Source organism: Corynebacterium hindlerae (assembly GCF_014117265.1).
GTDB lineage: Bacteria > Actinomycetota > Actinomycetes > Mycobacteriales > Mycobacteriaceae > Corynebacterium > Corynebacterium hindlerae.
Genome location: NZ_CP059833.1, coordinates 1,954,543 through 1,977,020 on the forward strand (window position 1 = coordinate 1,954,543; position 22,478 = coordinate 1,977,020).

Genomic DNA, 22,478 nt, shown 5'->3' on the forward strand with positions numbered 1-22,478 from the left:
GGGGCATTAGCGTGTGTGGAGCGGGGCGTCGAAAAGCTGGCACAAAGAGTGAGGTGTTTCCAGGTACCACTATGGACTACGCTTAATAGCCGTGACTGACGCTAAGAAGACTCAAAACGCCAATGAAGACCTCCCAGAGCAGCTGCGCATCCGACGTGAAAAGCGCCAGCGTCTGCTGGACGCAGGTACCGACGCGTACCCCGTCGTTGTCGACCGCACCACCTCCATCAAGGATGTGCGTGCAAAGTACAACGTGGTCACCGAAGGCACTGAGCCTATCGACGGCGTGGTGAACCTCCAAGTAGGGGAGGAAACCCAAGACGAAGTAGCCATCGCAGGCCGCGTCATTTTCGTGCGCAACACCGGAAAGCTGTGCTTTGCTTCCATCCAGGAAGGTGACGGCACCCGCATCCAGGCCATGCTCTCCCTCGCAGAAGTCGGCGAAGAGCGCCTGGTCGCCTGGAAGTCCGATGTTGACCTGGGTGACTTCGTCTCCGTTCGTGGTCGTGTGATCGCCTCCAAGCGCGGCGAGCTCTCCGTTATGGCTTCCTCCTGGGCAATGGCAGCGAAGTCTCTGCGTCCGCTGCCCGTCGCTTTTGCGGACATGTCCGAAGACACTCGCGTGCGTCACCGCTACACCGACCTCATCATGCGCGAGGCCGCTCGCGAGAATGCCATGACCCGTATCAAGGTCATGCGCGCGCTGCGTAACTTCCTGGAGTCCGAAGGCTTCCTTGAAGTCGAGACCCCAATGCTGCAAACCCTGCACGGTGGCGCCGCAGCCCGCCCATTCCAGACCCACTCAAACGCACTTGACATCGACCTTTACCTGCGCATCGCCCCTGAGCTTTACCTCAAGCGCTGCGTTGTCGGCGGCATGGAGCGCGTCTTCGAAGTCAACCGCAACTTCCGCAACGAAGGCGTGGACTCCTCCCACTCCCCAGAATTCGCCATGCTCGAGACCTACCAGGCCTGGGGCACCTACGACGACGGCGCCGACCTGATCAAGCGGCTCGTCCAGTCCGTCGCCATGGAGGTGTTCGGCACCCTCGAGGTCACGCTTGCCGACGGCACCACCTACGATCTCGGTGGCGAGTGGAAGCAGATCGAGATGTACCCATCTCTCAACGAGGCCCTGCAGCGCAAATTCCCTGGCCAGCCAGAAGTCACTATCTCCAGCTCGGTTGAGGAACTGAAATCCATCGCCTCCGTGATTGGCCTGGACGTTCCCGCAAAGGGCGGTTGGGGCCACGGCAAACTCGTGGAAGAGATCTGGGAGCACCTGTGCGAAGACCAGCTCTACGGGCCAATCTTCGTACGGGACTTCCCAGTTGAAACCTCGCCATTGACGAGGCAACACCGCTCCAAGCCGGGCGTAACCGAAAAGTGGGACCTGTACGTCCGTGGCTTCGAGCTGGCTACCGGCTACTCCGAACTCGTTGACCCAGTCATTCAGCGCGAACGCTTCGAAGATCAGGCACGCCTGGCCGCCGGTGGCGACGACGAAGCCATGGTCCTCGACGAAGACTTCCTCACCGCCATGGAACAGGGCATGCCACCGACCTCCGGTAACGGCATGGGCATCGACCGTCTCCTCATGGCCCTCACCGGCCTGGGCATCCGCGAGACCGTGCTGTTCCCGATGGTGAAGCCAGAAGGTTAAGTACAGAAACAGGGGCTTCAGAAAACTCTGAAGCCCCTGTTCATCGCGTCGCCTATAGGGCGATCACGCCCACGATCGCGGCGTTCAACATGTTGGTGCAAAAGCCGGCAAATAGCGCTTTGACGCCTAGCTCAGCGACCTCCGAGCGCCTCTCGGGAACGAGCGCGCCGAAAGATCCAATCTGAATGGCGATGGAGGAAAGGTTGGCAAAGCCAGCCAGAGCGAAAGACGTAAGCATGATGGACTTAGGGCTGAGATTGGCCACGTGCTCGGAAAACGAGGTGTAGCCGACGAATTCGTTGATGATGGTCTTCTCACCGATGAAGGAGCCGACCAGTCCGGCTTCGTGCCACGGCACACCGATTGCCCAGGCAAGTGGGGCGAACAACAGGCCGAATAAGCCCTCGAGAGACCAGCCTTCTTGACCGAACATCGAGCCCACTCCGCCAATAATGGCCGAAAGCATAGCGATCGTGGCAACGAAGGCGATGAGCAGGCATGCGACGGTGACCGCGATTCGCCCGCCCGAAAGCGCACCGGCACCAATTGCGTCGATTACGTTCTTCGAGCTTTCATCGCGCATTTGTGTGACGTTCGCATTTACTTTTGACTCCTCCGTCTCCGGCATGAGTGCTTTGGCTACCATTAGTGAGGCAGGGGCATTCATGACGGAGGCGGCGAGCAAGTAGGGCAGCGGTGCTCCCAACAGGGAATACCCGACCAGCGTGGAGCCTGCGACCGACGCGAAACCCCCGGACATACAGGCGAAGAGCTCGGAACGAGTAAGTTGTGGCAGCCAAGGACGGATAACGAGTGGGGCCTCAGATTGGCCGAGGAAAATTACTGTCGCAGCCCAGACAGATTCCACTTTCGAGGTTCCGAGTACTTTGTTGAGTGCGGTTCCGACGATTTCCACGAACCACTGCAGGATGCGCAGATAGTACAGTGCGCCGATGATGGCGCCCAGGAAGATAATCACAGGCAGTACGTTGAGCGCGAAGATGAATCCGACATTGTTGCCGAAGAGTGGTCCAAAAACGAAGGAGGTGCCTTCGTTGGTGTAATTAATGAGTTTTTCAATGGAACCAGCCGTCGCTTTGAGCGCCTGGAAACCCGGTTCCCACTTCAGTACGAGCAGGGCAAAGGCAATCTGGAGGGTTAGCCCTACGCCCAGGATGCGCCAATTGATGCGTCTGCGATTGTTTGACAAGGCAAACAGAACTAGGAAAATCAGTGCGATACCAATGAGGCCCTGGAAGCGTTCCATGGTCTATGCCTCTTTCTCTGCTGGGAGATGATCGGGACCGAAGGAATAGGGGAGGAGGCTTTCAAAATCGATGCTTAGCGGTTCATGATTGTCGTCTTCGACGATGACCCGCTTCGTGTTGAATTCTCGGAGCACCTGCCGGCAGGCACCACATGGCCAGCATGGCGCAGCCTTGAGGCCGACGATAGCAATAGCCTCGATTACTCTTTCGGAGGAGGTAGAGGTGCTGGCAACCATAGTGGTCGCCGCATTGCGCTCTGCGCATAACGTAAGTCCGTAGCTAGCGTTTTCGACATTGCATCCCGTGAATACTGCGCCATCCGTAGTGAGCAACGCGGCTCCTACGGGAAAACGGCTATAAGGGGCATAGGCATGATGCGCAGCGTCCCGCGCTAAGGCGAGTAATTCTGCATCGCTGGTCATGAGCGAATCCTTTCCATGAACCGCCAGGTGCTCGTGGCTGCTCAACCACAAGCGAGCCACATAACATTTGATAAAGCTTCCATTGACATATGTTCTATCTTATGATGTTAATTGTCACAGGGTTCCAATACAAGAGGTGAGATTACAGCAGCCCCATGGGAGTGATGATCCTCACCAGATATTTGTCGTGGGGCAGAAAGGAAGCAGAAATGGCCACAACTTTTGATGTCGTCGACATCATTCGCACCAAGAGGGACGGGGGTGAGCTCTCCACGGAACAGATCAACTGGGTAATCGATGCATACACGCGCGGGATTGTGGGCGATGAGCAAATGGCTGCTCTGAACATGGCAATCTTCATTCGGGACATGAATCGTCGCGAGATCGTCGACTGGACGCAAGCCATGATCAACTCCGGTGAACGGATGGATTTCAGCTCTTTGAGCAAGCCCACGACAGACAAGCACTCCACCGGCGGGGTGGGAGACAAAGTCACCCTTCCGCTCGGCCCGTTGGTCTCATCCTTCGGGGTCGCCGTGCCACAGCTCTCCGGTCGAGGCCTCGGGCACACGGGAGGAACGCTGGACAAACTGGAAGCGATCCCAGGCTGGAAAGCTGACATGTCTAATGCGCGCATGATGGAGATTCTGGAAGATAGTGGGGCAGTGGTCGCAGCTGCGGGTGCCGGCCTGGCTCCGGCCGATAAGAAGATCTACGCATTGCGCGACATCACCGCGACTGTAGACTGCATTCCGCTGATCGCTTCCTCCATCATGAGTAAGAAGATCGCAGAGGGTACGTCCTCTCTCGTGCTCGACGTTAAGGTTGGCTCGGGAGCGTTCATGAAGGACCTGGATCAAGCGCGAGCTCTCGCACAAACCATGGTTGACCTGGGGCACGATGCTGGGGTTCAAACCCGTGCGCTGCTCACAGACATGTCGACTCCGCTCGGCAAGAAGATCGGCAACGGCCTCGAGGTGGAGGAATCGATTGAAGTACTCCAGGGCGGTGGGCCTAGCGATTTGGTCGAAATCACCTGCGAGTTGGCGCGACACATGCTCGATCTAGCGGGTGTGCATGATGCTGACGTGGAGACTGCACTCAAGGACGGTCGAGCAATGGACTCCTGGCGCAGGATGATCAAGGCGCAGGGCGGAGACCCAGATGCCAAGCTCGCCCGAGCTCCCCACACTTACGAGGTTCTAGCGGAAAAAGAAGGAACAGTGCAACAGTTGGATGCTCTGGCATTGGGCGTGGGTAGCTGGCGTCTTGGCGCGGGGCGCGCCCGGAAGGAAGATCCAGTGCAGGCCACCGCTGGCATCGAGATTCATGTGGATTTGGGGCAGCGCGTGACCAAGGGGCACAAGCTGCTGACGCTGCACACCGAAACTCCTGAGCGCTTCGAGCATGCCCTCAACTCGATCTTGCCAGGCATTGTGATTGGTGAGGCAGCTGCTCCCGAGCGGAGGATCATCCTCGACCGTATTGTATGACAGGCCACTTGGTGTCCCCTTGACGTGTGCATCTCACAGGCCTAAAGTTAACAACAGATTAACCAATCAGGGTTGTTACTCCTAGAATCCTTCGAGGCAAGACCTGAGACATGGAGCGTCGGACAATGCGTTCGGTGCCTTGTGTCTCGGGTCTTTTTTTGTATGCAGCGGGGAAGCTACAGAGCAGCCCTAGTGACAAAGTTAAGGAGTGATTACCGGTGAGCATGACTCGGCAAGAGACTGCGCGGGCCATTCTTGATGGCATCGGTGGCGCCGACAACATTGCGTCGTTTAGCCACTGTGCTACTCGGCTTCGTTTTGAGCTGCGAGATGCCAAGAAGGCTGACAAGGCGAAGCTGGAGTCCATCAGGAAAGTGATGGGTGCTGTCCCACAAGGCGGCAACTACTACCAGGTTGTGATCGGTGGCGACGTCGCTACCGTGTACGACGACATGAACGCTCTGCCAGAGATGAAGGGTGTGCAGGCGAAGTCCGATGCCGAGGTGAAGGCTGAGCAGCGGGCAAAGGCGAAGGGTAAGCTGCCTTGGCTGGACGCGTTCTTCGAGTACCTGTCTGATTCCTTCCGCCCAATCCTGGGTGTGTTGCTTGGTGCATCGCTGATTATTGCGTTTGCTGCAGTTTTGGACGCATTGGGAGTCGTTGATTTCCGTGCTGAGGACAAGCCGATTTCTTGGGTCTTCGTCGACGCAATGTGGCGCAGCGTGTTCTACTTCCTGCCGGTGATGGTTGCGTTTAACGCTGGTAAGAAACTGCGCATCGATCCATGGGTTACGGGCTCGATTATGTTTGCGCTGCTCACCCCGGAGTTCATGGCGCTGTCCGAGCACACATCCACCGTCTGTACCACCAACGATGCACTGGGCACCGAAACCTGTAAGGCCACCATTTTCGGCCTGCCAATGTTGCTGCAGGGCTACGGCGGTAACGTCTTCGTGCCACTGATCATGGCTGCTGTCGCCGCTGCTGCTTACAAGTTCTTCCAGAAGATCATTCCTTCCGCCGTACACATGGTGTTCGTGCCATTCCTCACCCTCGTTGTGATGATCCCACTGACGGCGTTCCTCATCGGCCCATTCGGCGTCTGGCTCGGTAACGAAATCGGCATTGGTCTGTCCTGGATGAACACCAACGCACCGTTCGTGTTCGCAATCCTCATCCCGATGCTGTACCCATTCCTGGTGCCGCTGGGCCTGCACTGGCCACTCAACGCTCTGATGCTGGTCAACATCAACACCTTGGGCTACGACTTCATCCAAGGCCCAATGGGCGCCTGGAACTTCGCCTGCTTCGGTGCTACCGCTGGTGTGCTCTTCCTGTCGCTGCGTGACCGCGACACTGAAATGCGCCAGACCTCTGCTTCTGCACTGGCCGCAGGCCTGCTCGGTGGTATCTCTGAGCCTTCCCTCTACGGTATTCACCTCCGCTTCAAGCGCATCTACCCACGTATGCTCGTCGGATGTTTTGCAGGTGGCTTGACCATCGCAGTTCTGGGCATGGCTTCCAATGGTGTTAAGACCTCGGCATTCGTCTTCACCTCGCTGATCACCATCCCAGTGTTCAGCCCAATGCTCACCTACGCTGCCGCCATCGCCGTCGCATTCTTCGTGGCATTCACGCTGATCGTCATCACTGACTACCGCACCCCAGAAGAGAAGGCAGATGCTTTGGCACGCATCGCTGCAGCCAAGGCAGAGCCAGCAGCTCCTGCAGAACCAGTAGCTCCTGCAGCGCAGCCGGTAGCAGCCCCAGCTGGTGGCGTCGGTACGCTCACGAAGGTTGCTACTCTGGCAGCACCTGTCGCTGGCCAGGTCGTGGACATGAAGGATCTGAGTGACGCAGCCTTCGCCTCCGGGGCGCTCGGCACCGGCCTGGGCATCAAGCCAACCGAGTCCACCGTGGTCTCCCCAATCGAAGGCACCGTGATCACCGCGATGAAGACCGGCCACGCCTACGGCCTGAAGACCGACGACGGGGTGGAAGTCTTGGTCCACATCGGCATCGACACCGTGAAGATGAAGGGCGAGGGGTTCACCCAGCTGGCTAAGAAGGGCGATCGGGTGACCGTCGGCCAGCCACTGGCTGAGGTTGACTTCGCAGCCGTCACCGCCGCTGGGTACGACGACACCGTCATCATGACCGTCACCAACACCAAGAAGTTCGGTGATGTCTCCCCAGTACCATCGGGCCCAGTATCTGCCGGTGACACGGTGGTAACAGTTTCTTAACAAAGGGGCTGCACTACACTGCATACTATGCGTGTTCTGCGAGTCTTTAACAACAACGTCGTCCTTGCCACGAGTGGTGAGGGCGGCGAAGTTGTTGTTACCGGCCGCGGAATTGGGTTCCAGGTCAAAAGCGGCGATCCTGTCGCACAGGACAAGGTGGCCAAGGTGTTTTATCCCGCCGACGGCCGCGACCCCGACCACCTTGCGGAAATGCTCGCGATGATCCCGGCGGAACACATCCGGATCGTCATTGAGGCGATGGCCAAGGCGGGGATGCCGTCCGAATATCAAGACAAGATCACTCTGGTTATCGCGCTGGCAGACCACGTCAGTGGTGCGATCCGGCGTAGCTACGAGGGGCAGGAGCTGTCCTACCCGTTGCGGGCGGAAGTGCAACAGCTTTACTCTGAGGAATATTCCCAGGCGGTCCGGCTGCTCCACGCGATAAATGAGCAACTCAGGCAGCCTATTTCGGAAGAAGAAGCGGTCGCTTTCACCTTGCACCTGGTCAACGCCAGTTTTACCAGCGGCGATTTGTCGTATACCTACCAGATGACAGGCCTCATCGAGCAGATGATTGCCGTGGTCGAGCAGGGCAGCGACAAGGAACAGCTGGACCAGATCAGTATCGCCCGCTTCATCACTCACCTGCGGTATTTGTTTGTGCGCATTGCGCAGCATAAACAGCTTGCGGAAAAGCCAGGGGCGGTCAGCACCGCGATTATGGAAGCGTATCCGGAGTCTGTGGAGGTTGCGTACCGGCTGGCTGAGTTGGTGGAGCTGCGACTGGGCGAGTCGCTCACGGAGGACGAGGTGTCTTACCTGGTCCTCCATGTCGCACGGTTGAGGAACTAATCCTTCGTCAGGGCCCGCTCCGCTACGGACATTGCCCCAATGAGGGCAGCGGTGACAGCCCCGACTGCGCACACGTTGCGCACAGCAGTGGGGTAGCCGAGGATCGTGGGGTTGATAAAATCGTAAGGGTAGTAGCCCTGGGTGCGAATCCCTCGGTTAAACGTGTAAGCGGCCCAGAACAGCGGGATCGCGAAGGCGAAAGCAGCGGAGTTTCGTGTGACGTCCTGCGTGGGCGCGCCGGGGCGGTCCAGGAGCCACAGTGCGGGCACAGCGATAGGCATGATGGTGTGCACGATCGGGTTGGTGATCTTACCCAGCCCCTCCACGATGGATGTCTTTGCCAGCAGCGTGTTGTACACCAGGCCGGTGATCACCAGCATGGTCACCGCGTTGATGCGCAGAAACGCGAGGCGGGCAGGCCGCTTACCGACGGCGTACTGCGCGCTTACTAGAGCGCCGATGATATTCGACCACAGAGTGAAGTAGGAGTAGTGGTTGATGAGCTTTTGCTTCGGGGTTTCAAAGGCCGGCCAATCCTGAAAGACGGTGGTAGCAGCCTGGTAGCCGGACAGTGCGATGGCTGCGCCACCAAGAACTGCGGTAAGCGCGCCGGTGCGGCGGACAAGTTTTCTCATAGAAACCGATGGTAGTAGCTTCGGTGCGCAGATATTATGGTGCTATGAAAAAGATGATTGCTGTAATTTCTGCTGTGGTAGCAAGCGGCGCGATGATGCCAGCTGCCAGCGCCAATCCTGTCGAAATGTCCCTAGAGCCGATTATCAAGGTGGATTCTCCGGAGCACTCGTACTGGGCTGCCGTTGCCGTTGATAGTTGGGATATGCCGGTCTCTCCGGTGCCGGAGCTGCACAAGTGCGCCAAGTTTGTGGGCGGGAGCACGGCTGACCCGGGGTTGCGCTTCTTCGCTTCCAACGTGTGCTTAAAACTGAATCCGAACTCAGTTCCGGCTTTGAATTGGTAGTTTCGGTGTAAATCGGGCGCTGTTCGCTAGAGGCGTACAGCGCCCTTTGTGCAGCTAAAGGATAGTTTTTGTGCTGTTCGCTCTGGGGTGGGGCTGAAATTGGAAATTTTGGTGCGGTCTGCGCGTTAAAGTGGGTGCAATTAACAAACGGAATTTAGGAGTGTCATGTTCGAGAGGTTTACCGACCGCGCTCGACGCGTTATCGTGCTCGCTCAAGATGAGGCGCGCATGCTCAACCACAATTACATCGGCACCGAGCACATCCTGCTCGGTCTGATCTCTGAGGGTGAGGGCGTCGCAGCGAAGGCCCTAGAGTCCATGGGGATCAACCTGGAAGATGTGCGTCGGGAGGTTGAGGAAATCATCGGCCACGGCACCACTCCGCCGACCGGCCACATTCCGTTTACCCCGCGTGCTAAGAAGGTGCTGGAGCTGTCCTTGCGGGAAGGCCTGCAGATGGGCCACAAGTACATCGGCACCGAGTTCCTGCTGCTCGGCCTGATCCGCGAAGGTGAAGGCGTCGCAGCGCAGGTGCTGGTTAAGTTGGGAGCTGATCTGCCTCGCGTGCGCCAGCAGGTTATCCAGCTGCTCAGCGGCTACGAAGGTGAAGGCGGCAACCCGGATGATTCCTCCGGTGGTCCTTCCCTCGCTGGTGCTGGTGCTGCCCCTGGTGGCCGTTCTCAGGGTGGTCCTGGTGAGCGTTCCAACTCCCTGGTTTTGGACCAGTTTGGCCGTAACCTGACCCAGGCTGCTCGTGAGGGCAAGCTTGATCCGGTCGTGGGGCGCGAGAAGGAAATCGAGCGCATCATGCAGGTGCTGTCTCGCCGTACGAAGAACAACCCGGTTCTGATTGGTGAACCTGGTGTGGGTAAGACGGCCGTCGTTGAGGGCTTGGCGCTGGACATTGTTAACGGCAAGGTCCCGGAGACCTTGAAGGACAAGCAGCTGTACTCCCTGGATCTGGGTTCTCTGGTTGCGGGTTCCCGCTACCGCGGTGACTTCGAGGAACGCCTGAAGAAGGTGCTCAAGGAGATTAACCAGCGTGGCGATATCATCCTGTTCATCGATGAGATTCACACGCTCGTCGGTGCGGGTGCTGCTGAGGGTGCGATTGATGCTGCGTCCTTGCTGAAGCCGAAGCTGGCCCGTGGTGAGCTGCAGACCATCGGTGCCACCACCCTGGATGAGTACCGTAAACACATTGAGAAGGATGCGGCGTTGGAGCGTCGTTTCCAGCCGGTGCAGGTCCCGGAGCCGTCCGTGGAGATGACGATCGACATTTTGAAGGGGCTGCGGGACCGCTACGAGGCGCACCACCGCGTGTCCATCACCGATGGCGCTCTGGCTGCCGCCGCGAACCTGTCCTCTCGCTACATCAATGACCGGTTCTTGCCAGATAAGGCCGTGGACCTGATCGATGAGGCCGGCGCCCGGATGCGTATCAAGCGGATGACCGCGCCGGAGGGCTTGCGCGAAATCGACGAGCGTATTGCTGACGTGCGCCGTGAGAAGGAAGCGGCGATTGACGCTCAGGACTTCGAGAAAGCAGCTGGCCTGCGCGACAAGGAGCGCAAGCTGGGCGAGGAGCGCGCTGAGAAGGAAAAGCAGTGGCGCTCCGGCGACCTGGAAGAGATCGCTGAGGTGGGCGAGGAGCAGATCGCTGAGGTACTCGGCCACTGGACCGGCATCCCAGTGTTCAAGCTGACCGAGGAAGAGTCTTCCCGCCTGCTCCACATGGAAGAGGAGCTGCACAAGCGCATCATCGGCCAGGAGGATGCCGTCAAGGCGGTCTCCCGAGCAATCCGCCGCACTCGCGCAGGGCTGAAGGATCCGAAGCGTCCGTCCGGTTCCTTCATCTTCGCTGGTCCTTCCGGTGTGGGTAAGACGGAGCTGTCCAAGGCGCTGGCAGAGTTCCTCTTCGGTGAAGAGGACGCCCTCATTCAGATCGACATGTCCGAGTTCCACGACCGCTTTACCGCGTCGCGTCTGTTCGGTGCCCCTCCGGGGTACGTCGGCTACGAAGAGGGTGGCCAGCTGACCGAAAAGGTACGCCGTAAGCCGTTCTCCGTTGTGCTGTTCGACGAGATTGAGAAGGCCCACAAGGAGATCTACAACACCCTCCTGCAGGTCCTCGAAGATGGCCGGCTTACCGACGGCCAGGGCCGTGTTGTCGACTTCAAGAACACCGTCTTGATCTTCACCTCTAACCTGGGCACCAGCGACATCTCGAAGGCTGTGGGTATGGGCTTCTCCGGAAGCACCTCGACGGACCAGGATGCCCAGTTTGATCGGATGAAGGGCAAGGTCCACGACGAGCTTAAGAAGCACTTCCGCCCAGAGTTCCTCAACCGTATCGATGAGATTGTGGTCTTCCACCAGCTCACTCAGGAGCAGATCGTGGAAATGGTGAACCTGCTCATCGGTCGCGTGGAGAAGGCGCTGGCTGCCAAAGACATGGGCATCACGCTTACCGACGTCGCCAAGAATCTCCTTGCCAAGCGCGGTTTCGATCCTGTGCTCGGTGCCCGTCCGCTGCGCCGCACTATCCAGCGGGAAATTGAGGACGTGCTGTCCGAGAAGATCCTCTACGGTGAGTTCGGTGCCGGTGAGATCGTCAACGTGGACGTCGAAGGCTGGGACGGCGAGTCCAAGGGCGATGACGCTAAGTTCGTGTTCACCGCCACGGAAAAGCCACTGCCGGAAGGCCAGTTCTCAGAGATGTCCGTCGAAGCTGCGGAAGCAGTCTCTGACGTTTCCGACGTAGAGTAAGCCAGTCAAGTTAGCAGGCCACCAGAACCTCAAGGTTGTGGTGGCCTGCTTTTGGTGGAGCGGGAAGAGTGTGACTCTGCTGCGTGCTTGTCTTAGAAACCAGCCCGTCCTCGGTCGATATCGCGCTGGAAATCTAGCGCTGATTGACGGGTTTCTTCGTCGTGTTCCTCGCTGCGCTTACGAATCTTTTGCTGCATCATGCCAGCGGGGATGACGATCAACAAGATGGCGACGATAACAACTAGCCAGAAAGTCGACATGTTAGCCTCGGCTGCCGTGCCCACTCCAAGGGGTAAGGGAGCAAAATGTGTGTCCGGTCGGCGTGTTGTCGGTTGTTACTTCACTTCTGGGGGCTTTGATCACGGTCCCTGAAGTTTCTTACTAAAACCCGGGAAGCATTCCCCGGATCTCGGGCCGAAATCAGTGAAATAGCAGGTGTGAAGCCTAAAGGATCACCGAGACCCGGGGAACGCTTCCCGGGTTTTGCGGAGTTAAGCAGCAAAATATATGTCCGGCCAGGCACTGTTGTGTTAGTGCTCGGCTGGGATAGCGTTGTCGCAACAGGGCTGGTCGACCTGTTTCCCAGCTTGTTTTATTTCCCATTTGTCCCAGTGTGAGCACACTACGTGGTCGAGGATGGATGTGATGAGTAGGCAGCCTGCTGCAGTGTACGTCGCCTTCGATAAAGACCTGATCGTATACGCGGTAGGGGTCGGCGGTGCAGAGGGCATCAATAAGTCACAAGGGGTGTGAACCCGCGGTCCAGACTTCTTCGGGAGATGCCTCACGAGCCTGCAGGATCGGTCAGTGCGGTTGAGCCGACAGCATAAGCATGGAAGGCTCGAAAAGTTTGCCGCGTGTGTGTGATCAGCTTTGGTGTTGGTAGTCGAAGCGCCACTAGGTGGTGCACCGCCACCTAGTGGTGCCGTTGTTTTTGCTTTTGTCCCAGGCAGACGGGGGCATCGGGGTCGGTTTTTGGTTACCGGAGTTAGGTGACCGCACCTGTTAGTGCAGGTGCGGTATCACTCGCGGTATTGAACAAGGATTGTGCGTTTATAAGACCTCAAGCTATATAACACATGCATTTGCATACCTTGACCAGGGCCTATCGCGGACAACAGACACACTTTCTGCTACTTAATCCCACTCCAAGCTGGAAATTAATGATGCTGAGTGAAAGGCTGGGGAGCTTTGAATTTGTTAGCTGTGGTTGGGCGCTCTCGGGCTATGCCACACGCGTGTCCAATAACTCACAGTCTCAACCATTACAAGTAACAACCATTGGGATGTGGTGCTCTCAGGTCAAAGAGAAGAAGTCCACTTGTAGGTTGGGCTTCCGGGGACATGCCACGAGCATGAGAAAGTGCCGAAACCTCAAGTCGGGTTAAAAACGACGCCGAAGCGTCGTTTTTAACCCGCTAACTAGTTACTTCATCAGCCCAAAGTGCTTGGCGATGGCCACGCCAGCCAGGCCGAAAAGGCCGCCAAGTGCGGCGAGGATCCCGGCGTCGGTGCCGGAGCTTCCCAGGCTGAAACCGTTGTCCTGGTTGTTTTCCTTACCGGGCTTGTTTGGTGCAGGTGCCGGTGCAGGTGCCGGGTTTTCACCGGGCTTGTTTGGTGCAGGTGCCGGTGCAGGTGCCGGGTTTTCACCGGGCTTGTTTGGTGCAGGTGCCGGGGCTGGGCTATCGGCACAGGTTGCTTTGAGCTTAAGGGATACCTTTACGGTGTCCATAGGATCGCCAGCTCGGTAGGCTCCCATGAAGGCGCGGTCGGCGCCCTTTTGTAGGTCACGGGTGGACTCGGGGTGCTTGACGTATTTCAGGCCGGGGGCTTCGAGGGTGAGGGTGCCCTGGTCGAACTTCCAGCCGGTGGTGGTTCCTTGGGCGATGACGTCGCGGCCGGTTACTTTGTTTTGTTCCGTTTTGTCTTCCGGGGTGAGGGACGTCATGGCTTTACCTGGTACGTAGTACGAGGTGTAGTCAGTCTTGACGGTGACTTGGTTGCCGCTGACGTCGACGCCGAAGTTGCCTAGGGTGACATCGAGCGCGTCGTGGTGGCCGGTGAAGTGGGCGGTGCCGGTGGCGGCGAGGGAGGTGACAGCTGGAGTGCCGTTGTTGGCGGTGAGCTTGACTGATGCTGGGTCGATTGGGCTGGAGAAGTAAAAGTCTGGGCCAGCTTTGTCGGTGCCGTGCTCGGTCATGCCGCTGACGGTCCATGCTCCGTTCGCGATGGGGCCGTCGATGTAGTTGCGCCAGGTTTGCTTGATGCCCCAGTCTATGGTGCCGCTTTCAACGTCGAAGCTTGGGTTTGCGCAGGTGTTTTCTGCTGCTGTCGCATGTGGGATTGTCAGGGTGCTTGCGAGAAGGCTGGTGCCGATTGCGGTAGCGAGGATTGAACGTTGCATAGAAGTCCTTTGTGTCGGAATGGAATCTTTGAGAAAATCAAAGTAAGGTTAGCCTAACCTACGAATTTGCTTTGAAGGTAGTGGGGTGTGCTTCGGGGGTGAGGTTAGCTTTACCTAACTCACCTCGTTTTGTACTGTTCACCCGAAGCGTTAATTAACAAAGAAAAGATGGACAACGATGCGCTCACGTACTGTGACAAGTTTTTGTGCCACAGCCCTGATCGTCTTACTAGGGGTGGCGCCCGCCGCTCAGGCAGCTGAGACGGGTTCTGGCAGTTGCGAAAACCCAACTTTCGAGATCTCCGGCGGCGAGCTGAGCTGGGGTTTTAAACATAGTTTCCGCCGCTATATCGACAGCCCCGTGGCGCACGGTGGGTTTGAAACCACCGGCGATGCCCAACTACAAGGCGCCTTCACCGATGAGAATGCCGCCTTTGTTTTTCCGGTTAACAGCAGCTCCGGGGCAGCGAGCAGCCTGGAAGTCGGCTCGCGCGGTGGCGTCCGTTTCACCGGTCATGACGGGGTGCTCGACTCGGCATTCAGCGATCTTAAGCTGCAATTTTCCAGCGCCAATCAGGCAAAGCTGATTGCTTCTTACAACGGCAAGATTGCCGAAGACTTCCGCCCGGGTACACCGACCCGTGATGTGTCCGAACCTGCTTTGGAGCTTGCCGACGTCCACTTCTCCGACTCCTTAAGCGCAACCAATACTCAGCTCACCGGTCGGGTAGTGCTCACCCAAGCCGGAAACGACATTGGATTTAATGGTGCGTACCGCACGGAAGCAGATCGAACTGTCGATCCGCTGAAAATTAACCTTAAGGGTAAAGCAGTGTGTGCCGACGGGTCCGAGCGCGCTATTGGAGGCTCTGGCAACTCTGGCACCTCTACGTCCGGTGGTGGGAAAAGCAGCGGAACCAAGATTGAAAAACTGCCCGATCGCCAACCAGTCCCGGAAGCCAACCACACCATTGTGCAATGGGGAGACACCCTCACTCTTTCTGCCAGTGGCTTTGCGCCTAACAGCGTGGTAGCGGTTCGGAAGGGCAAAGACACCACTGATATTGGTACTGCTACCGCAGATGCCAACGGCTTGGTGGCAGTGGACATCACCATCGCTCCGGAAACACCCCTGGGCACCACCACGTATTCCCTCGTTGGGGCTGGGGCAGGCGGTGGAGCTCATACCGCTACCACCCACGTGCGCATTGTTCGCTCCTCCGGGGTGCACAACTTCTGGGAAGGTACCAATCAGGTGGTGAACGGACTGGTGGAGACCCAGCGGGTTGCCACCGCCGGCGGCAACTTGTTCACAGCAACGACCGGAATGCTTAACGCCGCTGAAGCGCTGGGAGCTAAGTTCGGGTTGAAGCCCGGTAACTCCACCACCGAAACTAAGGGCAGCCAGACAACGCAGAATGGCGTCGATAAGCCTGCTTCGGCGACAGCCACCGTCAAAAGCGGTGCGCCGTCTGGCGGAACCGCGAGCGCGGCCGGTCCTGCAGCCGCAGGAGCCGCAAAAGCTACCGGTGGCGCCGCTAATGCCGGGGCGCAGGCCGGAGTGTGCTCCGCTTCCGATGGGAAAGGCGTCTCCCAAGCGAGCTTGTCCTGGGGTGTGAAGGAATCCTTCCGCTCTTACATTTCGGGCAATATCGCCAAGGGGTCCTGGGAAACCAATGGCACCACATACTCCGGTGGCAACTTTGTCTGGAACGGCACCGCGGGTGCGGTAGCCGGAAACAACGGCGTCATTCAGTACACCGGTGCAGTCCGATTCACCGGCCACGACGGGGTTTTGGATCTCAACATTGCCGATCCGGAAGTCCAATTCGACGGCAATACCGGTACCCTATTTGCCAACGTCCGGTCCAGCGACATGGACGGCAATAGTCGCGACTTCGGCAGGGTAGCCCTGGCCACCTTGAACACTCAGGCTTCGGGTTCCGGCGACAGCCTCAATCTCACGGCCACCACCGCATTGACCGCAGAAGGGGCTAAGGCATTCGCTGATTTCTACCCAGCTGGAATCGAGCTCGACCCCATCACAGCTACAGCGCAGCTTTCCGGTGCCGCCAACTGCGCCGCATCCCACGGGGCAAGTGCGGGCGGCCAAGCAGCGGGGAACACCACCAGCGCAGCAAGCGCAGCGGTGAAGAAAGCTAACGCCAAAAATGGTGGCGCTCCAGAAGCGATGGGGCAAGCCAAAACCGGTCGCAGTGCAACATCTTTGCTGGATGAAAAAGAGCAGCCAAACACCATGTTGGTGGCAGCGGTTGGTAACCCTGGCATTCCCGTAGCCCTGGCGTTGTTGCTCATCGCAGCGTTCGGGTTCATGGCATTTTCCCCGGGTGGTGCAAAACACCGCACAAAATTTTTCCGTCGTAACAATGAAGGAGCAGGCGAATGAGCCTGAAAAACAAGATCGCCGTCGTGGCGCTGATCACCACTGGCGCCATCGCCCTCACAAGCTGTGGCTATGGTTCCTCCGCTGAGCTAGGACGCGGGGCGAAACTTGGTGAGGCCAGCAGCCAGATCACCACGCCACAGGCAGTTCCGGCGGCTCATGAACTCCCGGACCCGCTGTCCTTGCGTGGCCCGAGCGTTGCTGCAGACATCGGTGAAATCATCCCGATTACCACCAACCCGCAGCCACAACTGCCAGTGAGCTTCACTGACGCTGACGGGCATCAAGTAGAGGTTACCGACGTCTCCCGCATCATCCCCCTGGACCTGTACGGAACCTACTCCCGCGTCATTGAGGGCTTGGGACTCGTGGATAACATCGTCGGGCGCGCGGTCTCGTCGAACGAGAAAGCACTGGAGCATGTACCACTGGTGACCAAAGACGGCCACAGCATCAACGTGGAAGCGGTACTGCAACTCCAGCCGACCTTGGTGATCGTGGATCATTCCGTGGGACCACTGGAAGCGATTGAACAGCTGCGCGCCGCCGGCGTTACCGTCGCGATGCTCGATCCGCAGCGCACCCTCGAATCCGTAGGCTCAGACATCCAGCTGGTAGCGAACTGTCTGGGGTTGAAGGACGAAGGAAAGCGCTTGGCAGAGCGGTCCACGAAGCAACTCGAAGTGGATCAGGCTGCGCTGGCAAAGATGATTCCAGCTGACTTCCCACGACGCCCGCGCATGGCGTTCCTCTACGTGCGTGGCAACGGCGGCGTGTTCTTCATCATGGGCAACGGCTACGGAGCTGAGGTGCTTATCGACGCCGTCGGCGGCGACAACGTAGGCAAAGACATCGACGGTGTTCGCCCCGCAAACGCAGAATCCCTGGCAGAACTCAACCCAGAAATCATCCTGGTCATGAGCAAAGGGCTGGAATCCACCGGTGGTGTCGATGGATTGTTGCAGCGTCCAGGTGTCGCCCAAACCATCGCTGGCCAGAACCGCCGCATCGTCGCGATCCCAGACGGCCAGTCCCTGTCCTTCGGGCCCCAAGCGGGTGCGCAGCTCGTAGCAACCGCTAAGGCGATCTATGCGCCAGAGTGATGCTATTGCCCAGCGTCGACGTCAGCGCATCCTCACCACCTGTGGCCTTAGTCTTGCTGTCTTGGTCATTGCGGCGGGGGCGCTGTCGGTAGGACAGTACAGCATGACGCTCACCGACGTCCTCCGGATCATCGCCGCCGGTCCCACCGCACCCAGCCCCGAGCTCGGGGCATCAGTACTGTGGCAAGTCCGCATGCCCCGAATCGTGCTCAGCCTGCTCATCGGTGCAGCTCTCGCGGTATCCGGCGCCGTGATGCAGGCGCTGTTTGCTAACCCGCTGGCAGAACCCGGAGTCATTGGTGTCTCCTCCGGCGCCGGTGTGGGAGCTGCGATTGCCATCGTTTCCGGGCTTAGTTTCGCGGGCACTTTCACTGTGCCACTACTCGCATTCGTCGGCGCGTCGGCTACCGCATGGCTTGTGTTCATCTTGTCCCGCGTCCGCGGGCAAACCCAGGTGGTGTCGCTGATCCTCACCGGTATCGCAGTGAACGCCGTCGCGGGTGCTGCTATTTCCTTTCTGATTTTCCTGGCACCCACCACCGCGCGAGAGCAAATCCAGTTCTGGCACATGGGGTCGTTGAACGGCGCGCAGTGGAAGCATGTGGTCACGGTGCTTCCCGTCATCATCCTGGGAATCGTGCTGTCAGCAGCGCTGTCCCGCCAACTCGACCTCTTGGCTCTCGGCGAGCGCGCCGCGGAACATGTGGGAGTGGGCGTCGCAAAGCTGCGCTTTTATTCCTTGGCGGTGGCCACGATGCTCACCGCAGCAGCCGTGGCTTTCGGCGGCATCATCGGCTTCGTGGGGCTGATCGTGCCACACCTGCTACGCCTCGTGCTCGGCGCCGGTAACCGCTGGTTAATACCCGTTTCGGCGCTGGGCGGTGCGGTGCTGCTGTCCGCCGCGGATATCGTGGCGCGCACAGCCATCGCCTATGCCGACCTTCCCATTGGCATTTTCACCGCGCTGGTAGGCGGCCCAGTGTTCTTCTACCTCCTGCGACGCACTCTAGCGAAGGGGCAACACGTATGACGGCGATTGTGAACGCCAAGGACATCACCGTTTCCGTCCTCGGCAAGAAACTCATTAAGAACGTCTCAGTTCAGCTCACGCCCGGCCTCGTCACCGGCATCATCGGCCCAAACGGCGCCGGAAAATCAACGCTCCTGGCGGCGCTCGCTGGCGACATCGCCACCACCTCCGGCACCATCACCATCGGTGGCAAGGACATCACGCGCTACACCCCGCGGGAACTCGCCCGTCAACGCGCCGTGATGCTGCAGGATGTTGGCGTCTCTTTTTCCTATCTTGTTCGCGACATCGTGGAAATGGGGCGCAGCCCGTACCCCGCTGACCCTGGTGACCCACAGCGCGTCGACCACGCCCTCCGCACCGCTGACGTTGCCCACCTCCAGGATCGCATCATCACCAACCTCTCCGGTGGCGAACGGGCCCGTGTCGCATTCGCCCGCGTCCTCTGCCAAGACACTCCCGTGGTGATGCTCGACGAACCTACCGCCGCCCTCGACATCAAACACCAAGAACAACTCCTCTCCACCGCCCGTGATCTGGCGCGCCGGGGAGTTGCCGTTGCCGTAGTGCTGCATGACCTCAACCTTGCCGCCGCCTATTGCGACAGCATCACTTTGCTCAAAGCCGGTTCGATCTATGCACAGGGCACCCCGCAGGAGGTATTGAACAGCACGCTGCTTACCGACGCCTACGAGTGCCCCATCTCTGTCACCCACCCACCCTCATCCCCCGATACTCTGCTCATCAGCCCAGTGCGCGGGTAGGGAGAACCTGATAGGGATTTGTTTTCCGGGACAAATCCCTATCACATTGACTGCTATTTCCCCAGGTAAAGCATCGGGATAGGCGTAGCGATTCGTCTTTCCCAACCAAATCGCTATCCAACCCCCAATAAAAATGCCGGTCGACATTACGTCGACCGGCTTTGCTGTCAGTACTAGACCTCAGCGAGTTCCTTGAAGATCGCGGAGTTGAAGTAGAAGCCTGCTACTGCCTCATCGAGGAGGTAGCTGCGCTCTTCATCACTTAGCACTAGGGCGTCGAGTTTGGCGCGGTAGCTATCCTTGTATGGCTTCGGCTTTTCGATCTCCTCGAAGTTGTAGAAGTTCACTGCGTCGGAGCCAACGTTGTAGTGGCGCTGCATCATGCGACCAATCACCTGCCCGCCCGAAAGATCCCCGAGGTAGCGCACGTAGTGGTGGGCAATCAAGGCAATTGGATCCTGCAAGGCACCGATCTCGTTTAGCCGCTGGACATAACGCGCGGTAGCAGGCAGCATCTGTAATCCGCCTTTCCAGCGGGCACTGCCGTGCAATGCCGTTAGATCTTTGGCGATGGATGGCAAGCGGAGCAGGCGGGCGTCATAAAGCTCGGCGAACAGTGGTGAGGTACGCAGCGCCTGGGAGCTGCACTCCAACGCCGAGTAGAACAGGTAGGTCTGCTCGAGGAGGTTTCGGTAAGCAACCTTGTCCAGGCGACCTGCAATTAGATCGTCGATGAACTGGGATTCCTCGGCGCGGCTGTGGGCCACGCTGGTCACGGACTTGATCTCGTGAGAAAGCGGGGTGTCAAGAGCGACGGTCATTGCTAAATTCACATCCTTAAATCAGCTGGATAGACGGGCCTGCAGTGCCTGCTTCATGTGTGCTGGCAGCAGGTTGATGATTACTGGGAAGAACAGAAACAGTGCTGGAGCTGCCACGAGAAGAGCATCCACCGCCTTTTTGAACCAACCAGACTGTGCCTTCTTCACCGGTTCCGGCTTCACGACCACTGGTGTTGGGGCATTCTCAGTTGGTGTGGCGGTCGGCGTGGCAGTTGGTGTTGCGGTCTCCTTGGCTGCTTCGGCTGGCTTTTCAGCTGGCTTTTCGGCTGGTTTCTCGCCTGGCTTTTCGATGGGCTTTTCGACGGGCTTACCTAGTTCCTCAATCGTGGAGGAATCATCCTTACGCAGCGAGGCCGGGTCTGCGATGCGCAGCACGTGCGAGTACTCCTGGTAGGTGGCCGGATCTGTGTACACCGAGTTAGCGAGAACTTCGCCGTTCTCGCGGGTAATAAGCATGCGGTGCTCGCCCTTAGTGCCCTTGGAATATGGCAGGCGGAGCGAATCCGTGCTTTCGTTCGTCGTGGTGTTCACCCAGCGCAACGTGCCATCCGATTCGCCGGTGACAAAAGCACTACCATCCGGGCCGAAGGAAAGCCCACTGATGGAGCGCAGATCGCCTACCGGGCCACGTGGTGAGGTGGCGGTGAGTTTCTTATCTGCATAGGTGAAGAATTGGACTGCGGAATCGTGGTCCGAGTCGTTGTATAGCGCGACGCGGTTGTCCTGCACCACCATCGCATTCATGCGCGCGAATGCCTCGGTTTTTGCAACATCGTCAATGCCCAGCGCCCGAGTAACTTCACCGTCTGGTGTGATGACCAGTGGTGCGATGGGCCGGTGCTCATTCTTCATATCGATGACGGTGCCGCTGTTGAAGTACAGCAGGTTGCCGTCCGGCATGACAGCCAAATCGCGCAGCGAGCTGAAGGAGTAGGTTTCGCCGTAGAATCCTGCGATTCGGATGTCGCCAGCTGGGACGTCGGCGAGGTGCTCATCCACCTTGCGTGGGTCTGGAAGTGGGGCGGCGGTGACTGTGTTGCTGATGCGGTGCAAGGTAGCGCCGTCGCCTTCCTCGCGAGTGATGACGTAGACATCATCAGTGTCCGGGGCGGCGGCGATGGCTACTGGGGTTCCAGCTACGGTTCCGCGTACGGTTGGCGTCTCAAAGCCGTTGCGGGAGATCTTGGCGGTGACAACTTCGTTGCCGGTGACCCAGCTCAGGTTGCCCCGCTTGTCTGCCGCTACCAGGACGTTTCCGGAGGAATCGACATCCATGGTTTTGATCTCTGTCATGGTGCGGGCGTTAGCAAGCGCAATTTTGCTCTTGCCAGCGACTGCGATGACGTCTCCAGCGGCGAACATGCGGCTTGGTTCGTCAGCCGGGATGGGGGAGGCGAACTTGCCTACCATCTTCATCGGGCTACCCTTGATATCTGGCTTTCCACCTTCGCCCTGGTAGGAGAAGTTCAAGGGGGCCAGTGGGCTGCCGAGAGGATAGAAACCAGAGAAAGTGTGTACGCCGTCTTGGGTCAGTGCTGGTACAACGTTTTTCCACTCAGAACGGCCACCATTTTGGGAGAAATCGGCATTTCCAACATCGAGGTCGGCAATAGCGAGGTCTTCACCTTCAAAAACTTGTCCACCTGGGTATTGCTTGGATCGGATATCCGCCAGCACAGTGCCACCGTCGTTGTTGATAACGATGATCGGATCTTTAATTTTCAGCTCAAGGGAGCAATTACCTTGTTCTGCTTTGTTCCCATCGCAGTATTTGAAGTACTCGACCGTGCCCTCAAATTCAGCGCGGGTCTCGAGTTTCTCAGGGTTGTAGGAAACGTTTTTTGCTTTGAACTTGTAGCTGCTTTCAACGAGGTCCTCGTTGGCGGAGGTGTCGCGAAAGACTTTTTCTGCTCCGTTGCTGACGTTGGTTGCGCCGCTGACATAGCGGAGGAAAGAGTCGCGCAATGCCCAGTTCAGGTGGGAATCGGTCTGGTCATTGGTTGGTTGGGGGTCGGCGTGAGCTACCGGTGTGAGCGGTGAGAGTAGTCCGAAAAGTAGCGCGCTGGTAACGGTAGCGCGCGCGATTGGTGGCATTAGGTCTCCTTGCCTTGGTCAAATATAACAAAGGTTAGGCTAGCCTAAGTCTGCATGATGGCAAAGAACTACCTTGGGATCTCATAGCAAAACTTAGAAGGATGGGGGTGAATCTCAGTAAAATGGATGACTACCACCCGCT

17 protein-coding genes are annotated in these 22,478 nt (G+C 58.3%); 10 read left to right on the forward strand and 7 right to left on the reverse strand.

The annotated features are described in order from the left end of the window. Nucleotides 1–91: 91 nt before the first annotated feature. Nucleotides 92–1,663 carry a lysine--tRNA ligase gene (lysS, locus tag HW450_RS09480; RefSeq protein ID WP_182385395.1) on the forward strand — a complete coding sequence of 524 codons (1,572 nt, stop codon included), beginning with the start codon at nt 92–94 and terminating at the stop codon, nt 1,661–1,663. Nucleotides 1,664–1,715: 52 nt separating this feature from the next. Here lysS and HW450_RS09485 read toward each other — a convergent pair whose 3' ends face one another. Continuing rightward, on the reverse strand, nt 1,716–2,930 hold the full coding sequence (locus HW450_RS09485; RefSeq protein WP_182385396.1) for a NupC/NupG family nucleoside CNT transporter: 1,215 nt from the start codon (nt 2,928–2,930) through the stop codon (nt 1,716–1,718). A 3-nt stretch (nt 2,931–2,933) separates the two neighbouring features. Continuing rightward, on the reverse strand, nt 2,934–3,398 hold the full coding sequence (locus HW450_RS09490; RefSeq protein ID WP_182387481.1) for a cytidine deaminase: 465 nt from the start codon (nt 3,396–3,398) through the stop codon (nt 2,934–2,936). Between the two features lie 164 nt (nt 3,399–3,562). Here HW450_RS09490 and HW450_RS09495 point away from each other — a divergent pair, with 164 nt between their 5' ends. From HW450_RS09495 to HW450_RS09505, 3 genes are all read left to right on the forward strand, one after another. Beyond that, nucleotides 3,563–4,846, forward strand: a complete 1,284-nt coding sequence (locus HW450_RS09495) for a thymidine phosphorylase (RefSeq protein ID WP_182385397.1) — start codon at nt 3,563–3,565, stop codon at nt 4,844–4,846. Nucleotides 4,847–5,070: 224 nt separating this feature from the next. Further along, complete coding sequence (locus HW450_RS09500) at nt 5,071–7,092, forward strand: glucose PTS transporter subunit IIA (protein WP_182387483.1); 2,022 nt, start codon at nt 5,071–5,073, stop codon at nt 7,090–7,092. A gap of 27 nt (nt 7,093–7,119) precedes the next feature. Continuing rightward, a complete protein-coding gene (locus HW450_RS09505) occupies nt 7,120–7,947 on the forward strand; it encodes a PRD domain-containing protein (RefSeq protein WP_182385398.1) in 828 nt (275 codons plus the stop codon). Here HW450_RS09505 and HW450_RS09510 read toward each other — a convergent pair. Continuing rightward, nucleotides 7,944–8,582, reverse strand: a complete 639-nt coding sequence (locus HW450_RS09510) for a Pr6Pr family membrane protein (protein WP_182385399.1) — start codon at nt 8,580–8,582, stop codon at nt 7,944–7,946. The two genes, HW450_RS09505 and HW450_RS09510, sit on opposite strands and share 4 nt — an antisense overlap. A gap of 44 nt (nt 8,583–8,626) precedes the next feature. Between HW450_RS09510 and HW450_RS09515 the strand changes: the two genes are divergently transcribed. Continuing rightward, complete coding sequence (locus tag HW450_RS09515; protein WP_182385400.1) at nt 8,627–8,926, forward strand: hypothetical protein; 300 nt, start codon at nt 8,627–8,629, stop codon at nt 8,924–8,926. A 165-nt stretch (nt 8,927–9,091) separates the two neighbouring features. Then, nucleotides 9,092–11,695 (forward strand): ATP-dependent Clp protease ATP-binding subunit, encoded by a 2,604-nt coding sequence (locus HW450_RS09520; protein WP_182385401.1) that lies wholly within the window; start codon nt 9,092–9,094, stop codon nt 11,693–11,695. A gap of 92 nt (nt 11,696–11,787) precedes the next feature. On the opposite strand, the gene HW450_RS09525 is transcribed toward HW450_RS09520, so the two are convergent. After that, nucleotides 11,788–11,955: a hypothetical protein gene (locus HW450_RS09525; RefSeq protein WP_182385402.1), complete on the reverse strand. Its 168-nt coding sequence runs from the start codon at nt 11,953–11,955 to the stop codon at nt 11,788–11,790. Between the two features lie 1,166 nt (nt 11,956–13,121). After that, nucleotides 13,122–14,099 carry an HtaA domain-containing protein gene (locus tag HW450_RS09530; protein ID WP_182385403.1) on the reverse strand — a complete coding sequence of 326 codons (978 nt, stop codon included), beginning with the start codon at nt 14,097–14,099 and terminating at the stop codon, nt 13,122–13,124. Between the two features lie 178 nt (nt 14,100–14,277). Here HW450_RS09530 and HW450_RS09535 point away from each other — a divergent pair, with 178 nt between their 5' ends. The 4 genes from HW450_RS09535 to HW450_RS09550 are packed head-to-tail and all read left to right on the forward strand — an operon-like array spanning nt 14,278 to nt 19,400. After that, nucleotides 14,278–16,506 (forward strand): HtaA domain-containing protein, encoded by a 2,229-nt coding sequence (locus HW450_RS09535; protein ID WP_182385404.1) that lies wholly within the window; start codon nt 14,278–14,280, stop codon nt 16,504–16,506. Then, the gene (locus HW450_RS09540) at nt 16,503–17,606 is read left to right on the forward strand and encodes a heme/hemin ABC transporter substrate-binding protein (protein ID WP_182385405.1); all 1,104 of its coding nucleotides are present in this window, start codon (nt 16,503–16,505) and stop codon (nt 17,604–17,606) included. The genes HW450_RS09535 and HW450_RS09540 overlap by 4 nt, the downstream gene beginning before the upstream one ends. Continuing rightward, nucleotides 17,593–18,636, forward strand: coding sequence for a FecCD family ABC transporter permease (locus tag HW450_RS09545; protein WP_182385406.1), 1,044 nt, complete (start codon nt 17,593–17,595; stop codon nt 18,634–18,636). Before HW450_RS09540 ends, HW450_RS09545 begins: the two co-directional genes overlap by 14 nt. Beyond that, entirely contained in the window at nt 18,633–19,400 is a 768-nt protein-coding gene (locus HW450_RS09550; RefSeq protein ID WP_232843234.1) for a heme ABC transporter ATP-binding protein, read from the forward strand. The genes HW450_RS09545 and HW450_RS09550 overlap by 4 nt, the downstream gene beginning before the upstream one ends. Before the next feature lie 173 nt (nt 19,401–19,573). On the opposite strand, the gene HW450_RS09555 is transcribed toward HW450_RS09550, so the two are convergent. Both HW450_RS09555 and HW450_RS09560 read right to left on the reverse strand, forming a co-directional pair. Beyond that, entirely contained in the window at nt 19,574–20,221 is a 648-nt protein-coding gene (locus HW450_RS09555) for a biliverdin-producing heme oxygenase (protein WP_182385407.1), read from the reverse strand. A 21-nt stretch (nt 20,222–20,242) separates the two neighbouring features. Then, on the reverse strand, nt 20,243–22,336 hold the full coding sequence (locus HW450_RS09560) for an HtaA domain-containing protein (protein ID WP_182385408.1): 2,094 nt from the start codon (nt 22,334–22,336) through the stop codon (nt 20,243–20,245). Nucleotides 22,337–22,478: the final 142 nt, after the last annotated feature.

What these genes read in the sequence shown, in the direction of transcription:
- HW450_RS09485 (WP_182385396.1), bottom strand. Translation starts at nt 2,930, where the DNA reads ATGGAACGCTTCCAGGGCCTCATTGGTATCGCACTGATTTTCCTAGTT.
- HW450_RS09495 (WP_182385397.1), top strand. Translation starts at nt 3,563, where the DNA reads ATGGCCACAACTTTTGATGTCGTCGACATCATTCGCACCAAGAGGGAC.
- HW450_RS09500 (WP_182387483.1), top strand. Translation starts at nt 5,071, where the DNA reads ATGACTCGGCAAGAGACTGCGCGGGCCATTCTTGATGGCATCGGTGGC.
- HW450_RS09505 (WP_182385398.1), top strand. Translation starts at nt 7,120, where the DNA reads ATGCGTGTTCTGCGAGTCTTTAACAACAACGTCGTCCTTGCCACGAGT.
- HW450_RS09510 (WP_182385399.1), bottom strand. Translation starts at nt 8,582, where the DNA reads ATGAGAAAACTTGTCCGCCGCACCGGCGCGCTTACCGCAGTTCTTGGT.
- HW450_RS09515 (WP_182385400.1), top strand. Translation starts at nt 8,627, where the DNA reads ATGAAAAAGATGATTGCTGTAATTTCTGCTGTGGTAGCAAGCGGCGCG.
- HW450_RS09520 (WP_182385401.1), top strand. Translation starts at nt 9,092, where the DNA reads ATGTTCGAGAGGTTTACCGACCGCGCTCGACGCGTTATCGTGCTCGCT.
- HW450_RS09525 (WP_182385402.1), bottom strand. Translation starts at nt 11,955, where the DNA reads ATGTCGACTTTCTGGCTAGTTGTTATCGTCGCCATCTTGTTGATCGTC.
- HW450_RS09530 (WP_182385403.1), bottom strand. Translation starts at nt 14,099, where the DNA reads ATGCAACGTTCAATCCTCGCTACCGCAATCGGCACCAGCCTTCTCGCA.
- HW450_RS09535 (WP_182385404.1), top strand. Translation starts at nt 14,278, where the DNA reads ATGCGCTCACGTACTGTGACAAGTTTTTGTGCCACAGCCCTGATCGTC.
- HW450_RS09540 (WP_182385405.1), top strand. Translation starts at nt 16,503, where the DNA reads ATGAGCCTGAAAAACAAGATCGCCGTCGTGGCGCTGATCACCACTGGC.
- HW450_RS09545 (WP_182385406.1), top strand. Translation starts at nt 17,593, where the DNA reads ATGCGCCAGAGTGATGCTATTGCCCAGCGTCGACGTCAGCGCATCCTC.
- HW450_RS09550 (WP_232843234.1), top strand. Translation starts at nt 18,633, where the DNA reads ATGACGGCGATTGTGAACGCCAAGGACATCACCGTTTCCGTCCTCGGC.
- HW450_RS09555 (WP_182385407.1), bottom strand. Translation starts at nt 20,221, where the DNA reads ATGACCGTCGCTCTTGACACCCCGCTTTCTCACGAGATCAAGTCCGTG.
- HW450_RS09560 (WP_182385408.1), bottom strand. Translation starts at nt 22,336, where the DNA reads ATGCCACCAATCGCGCGCGCTACCGTTACCAGCGCGCTACTTTTCGGA.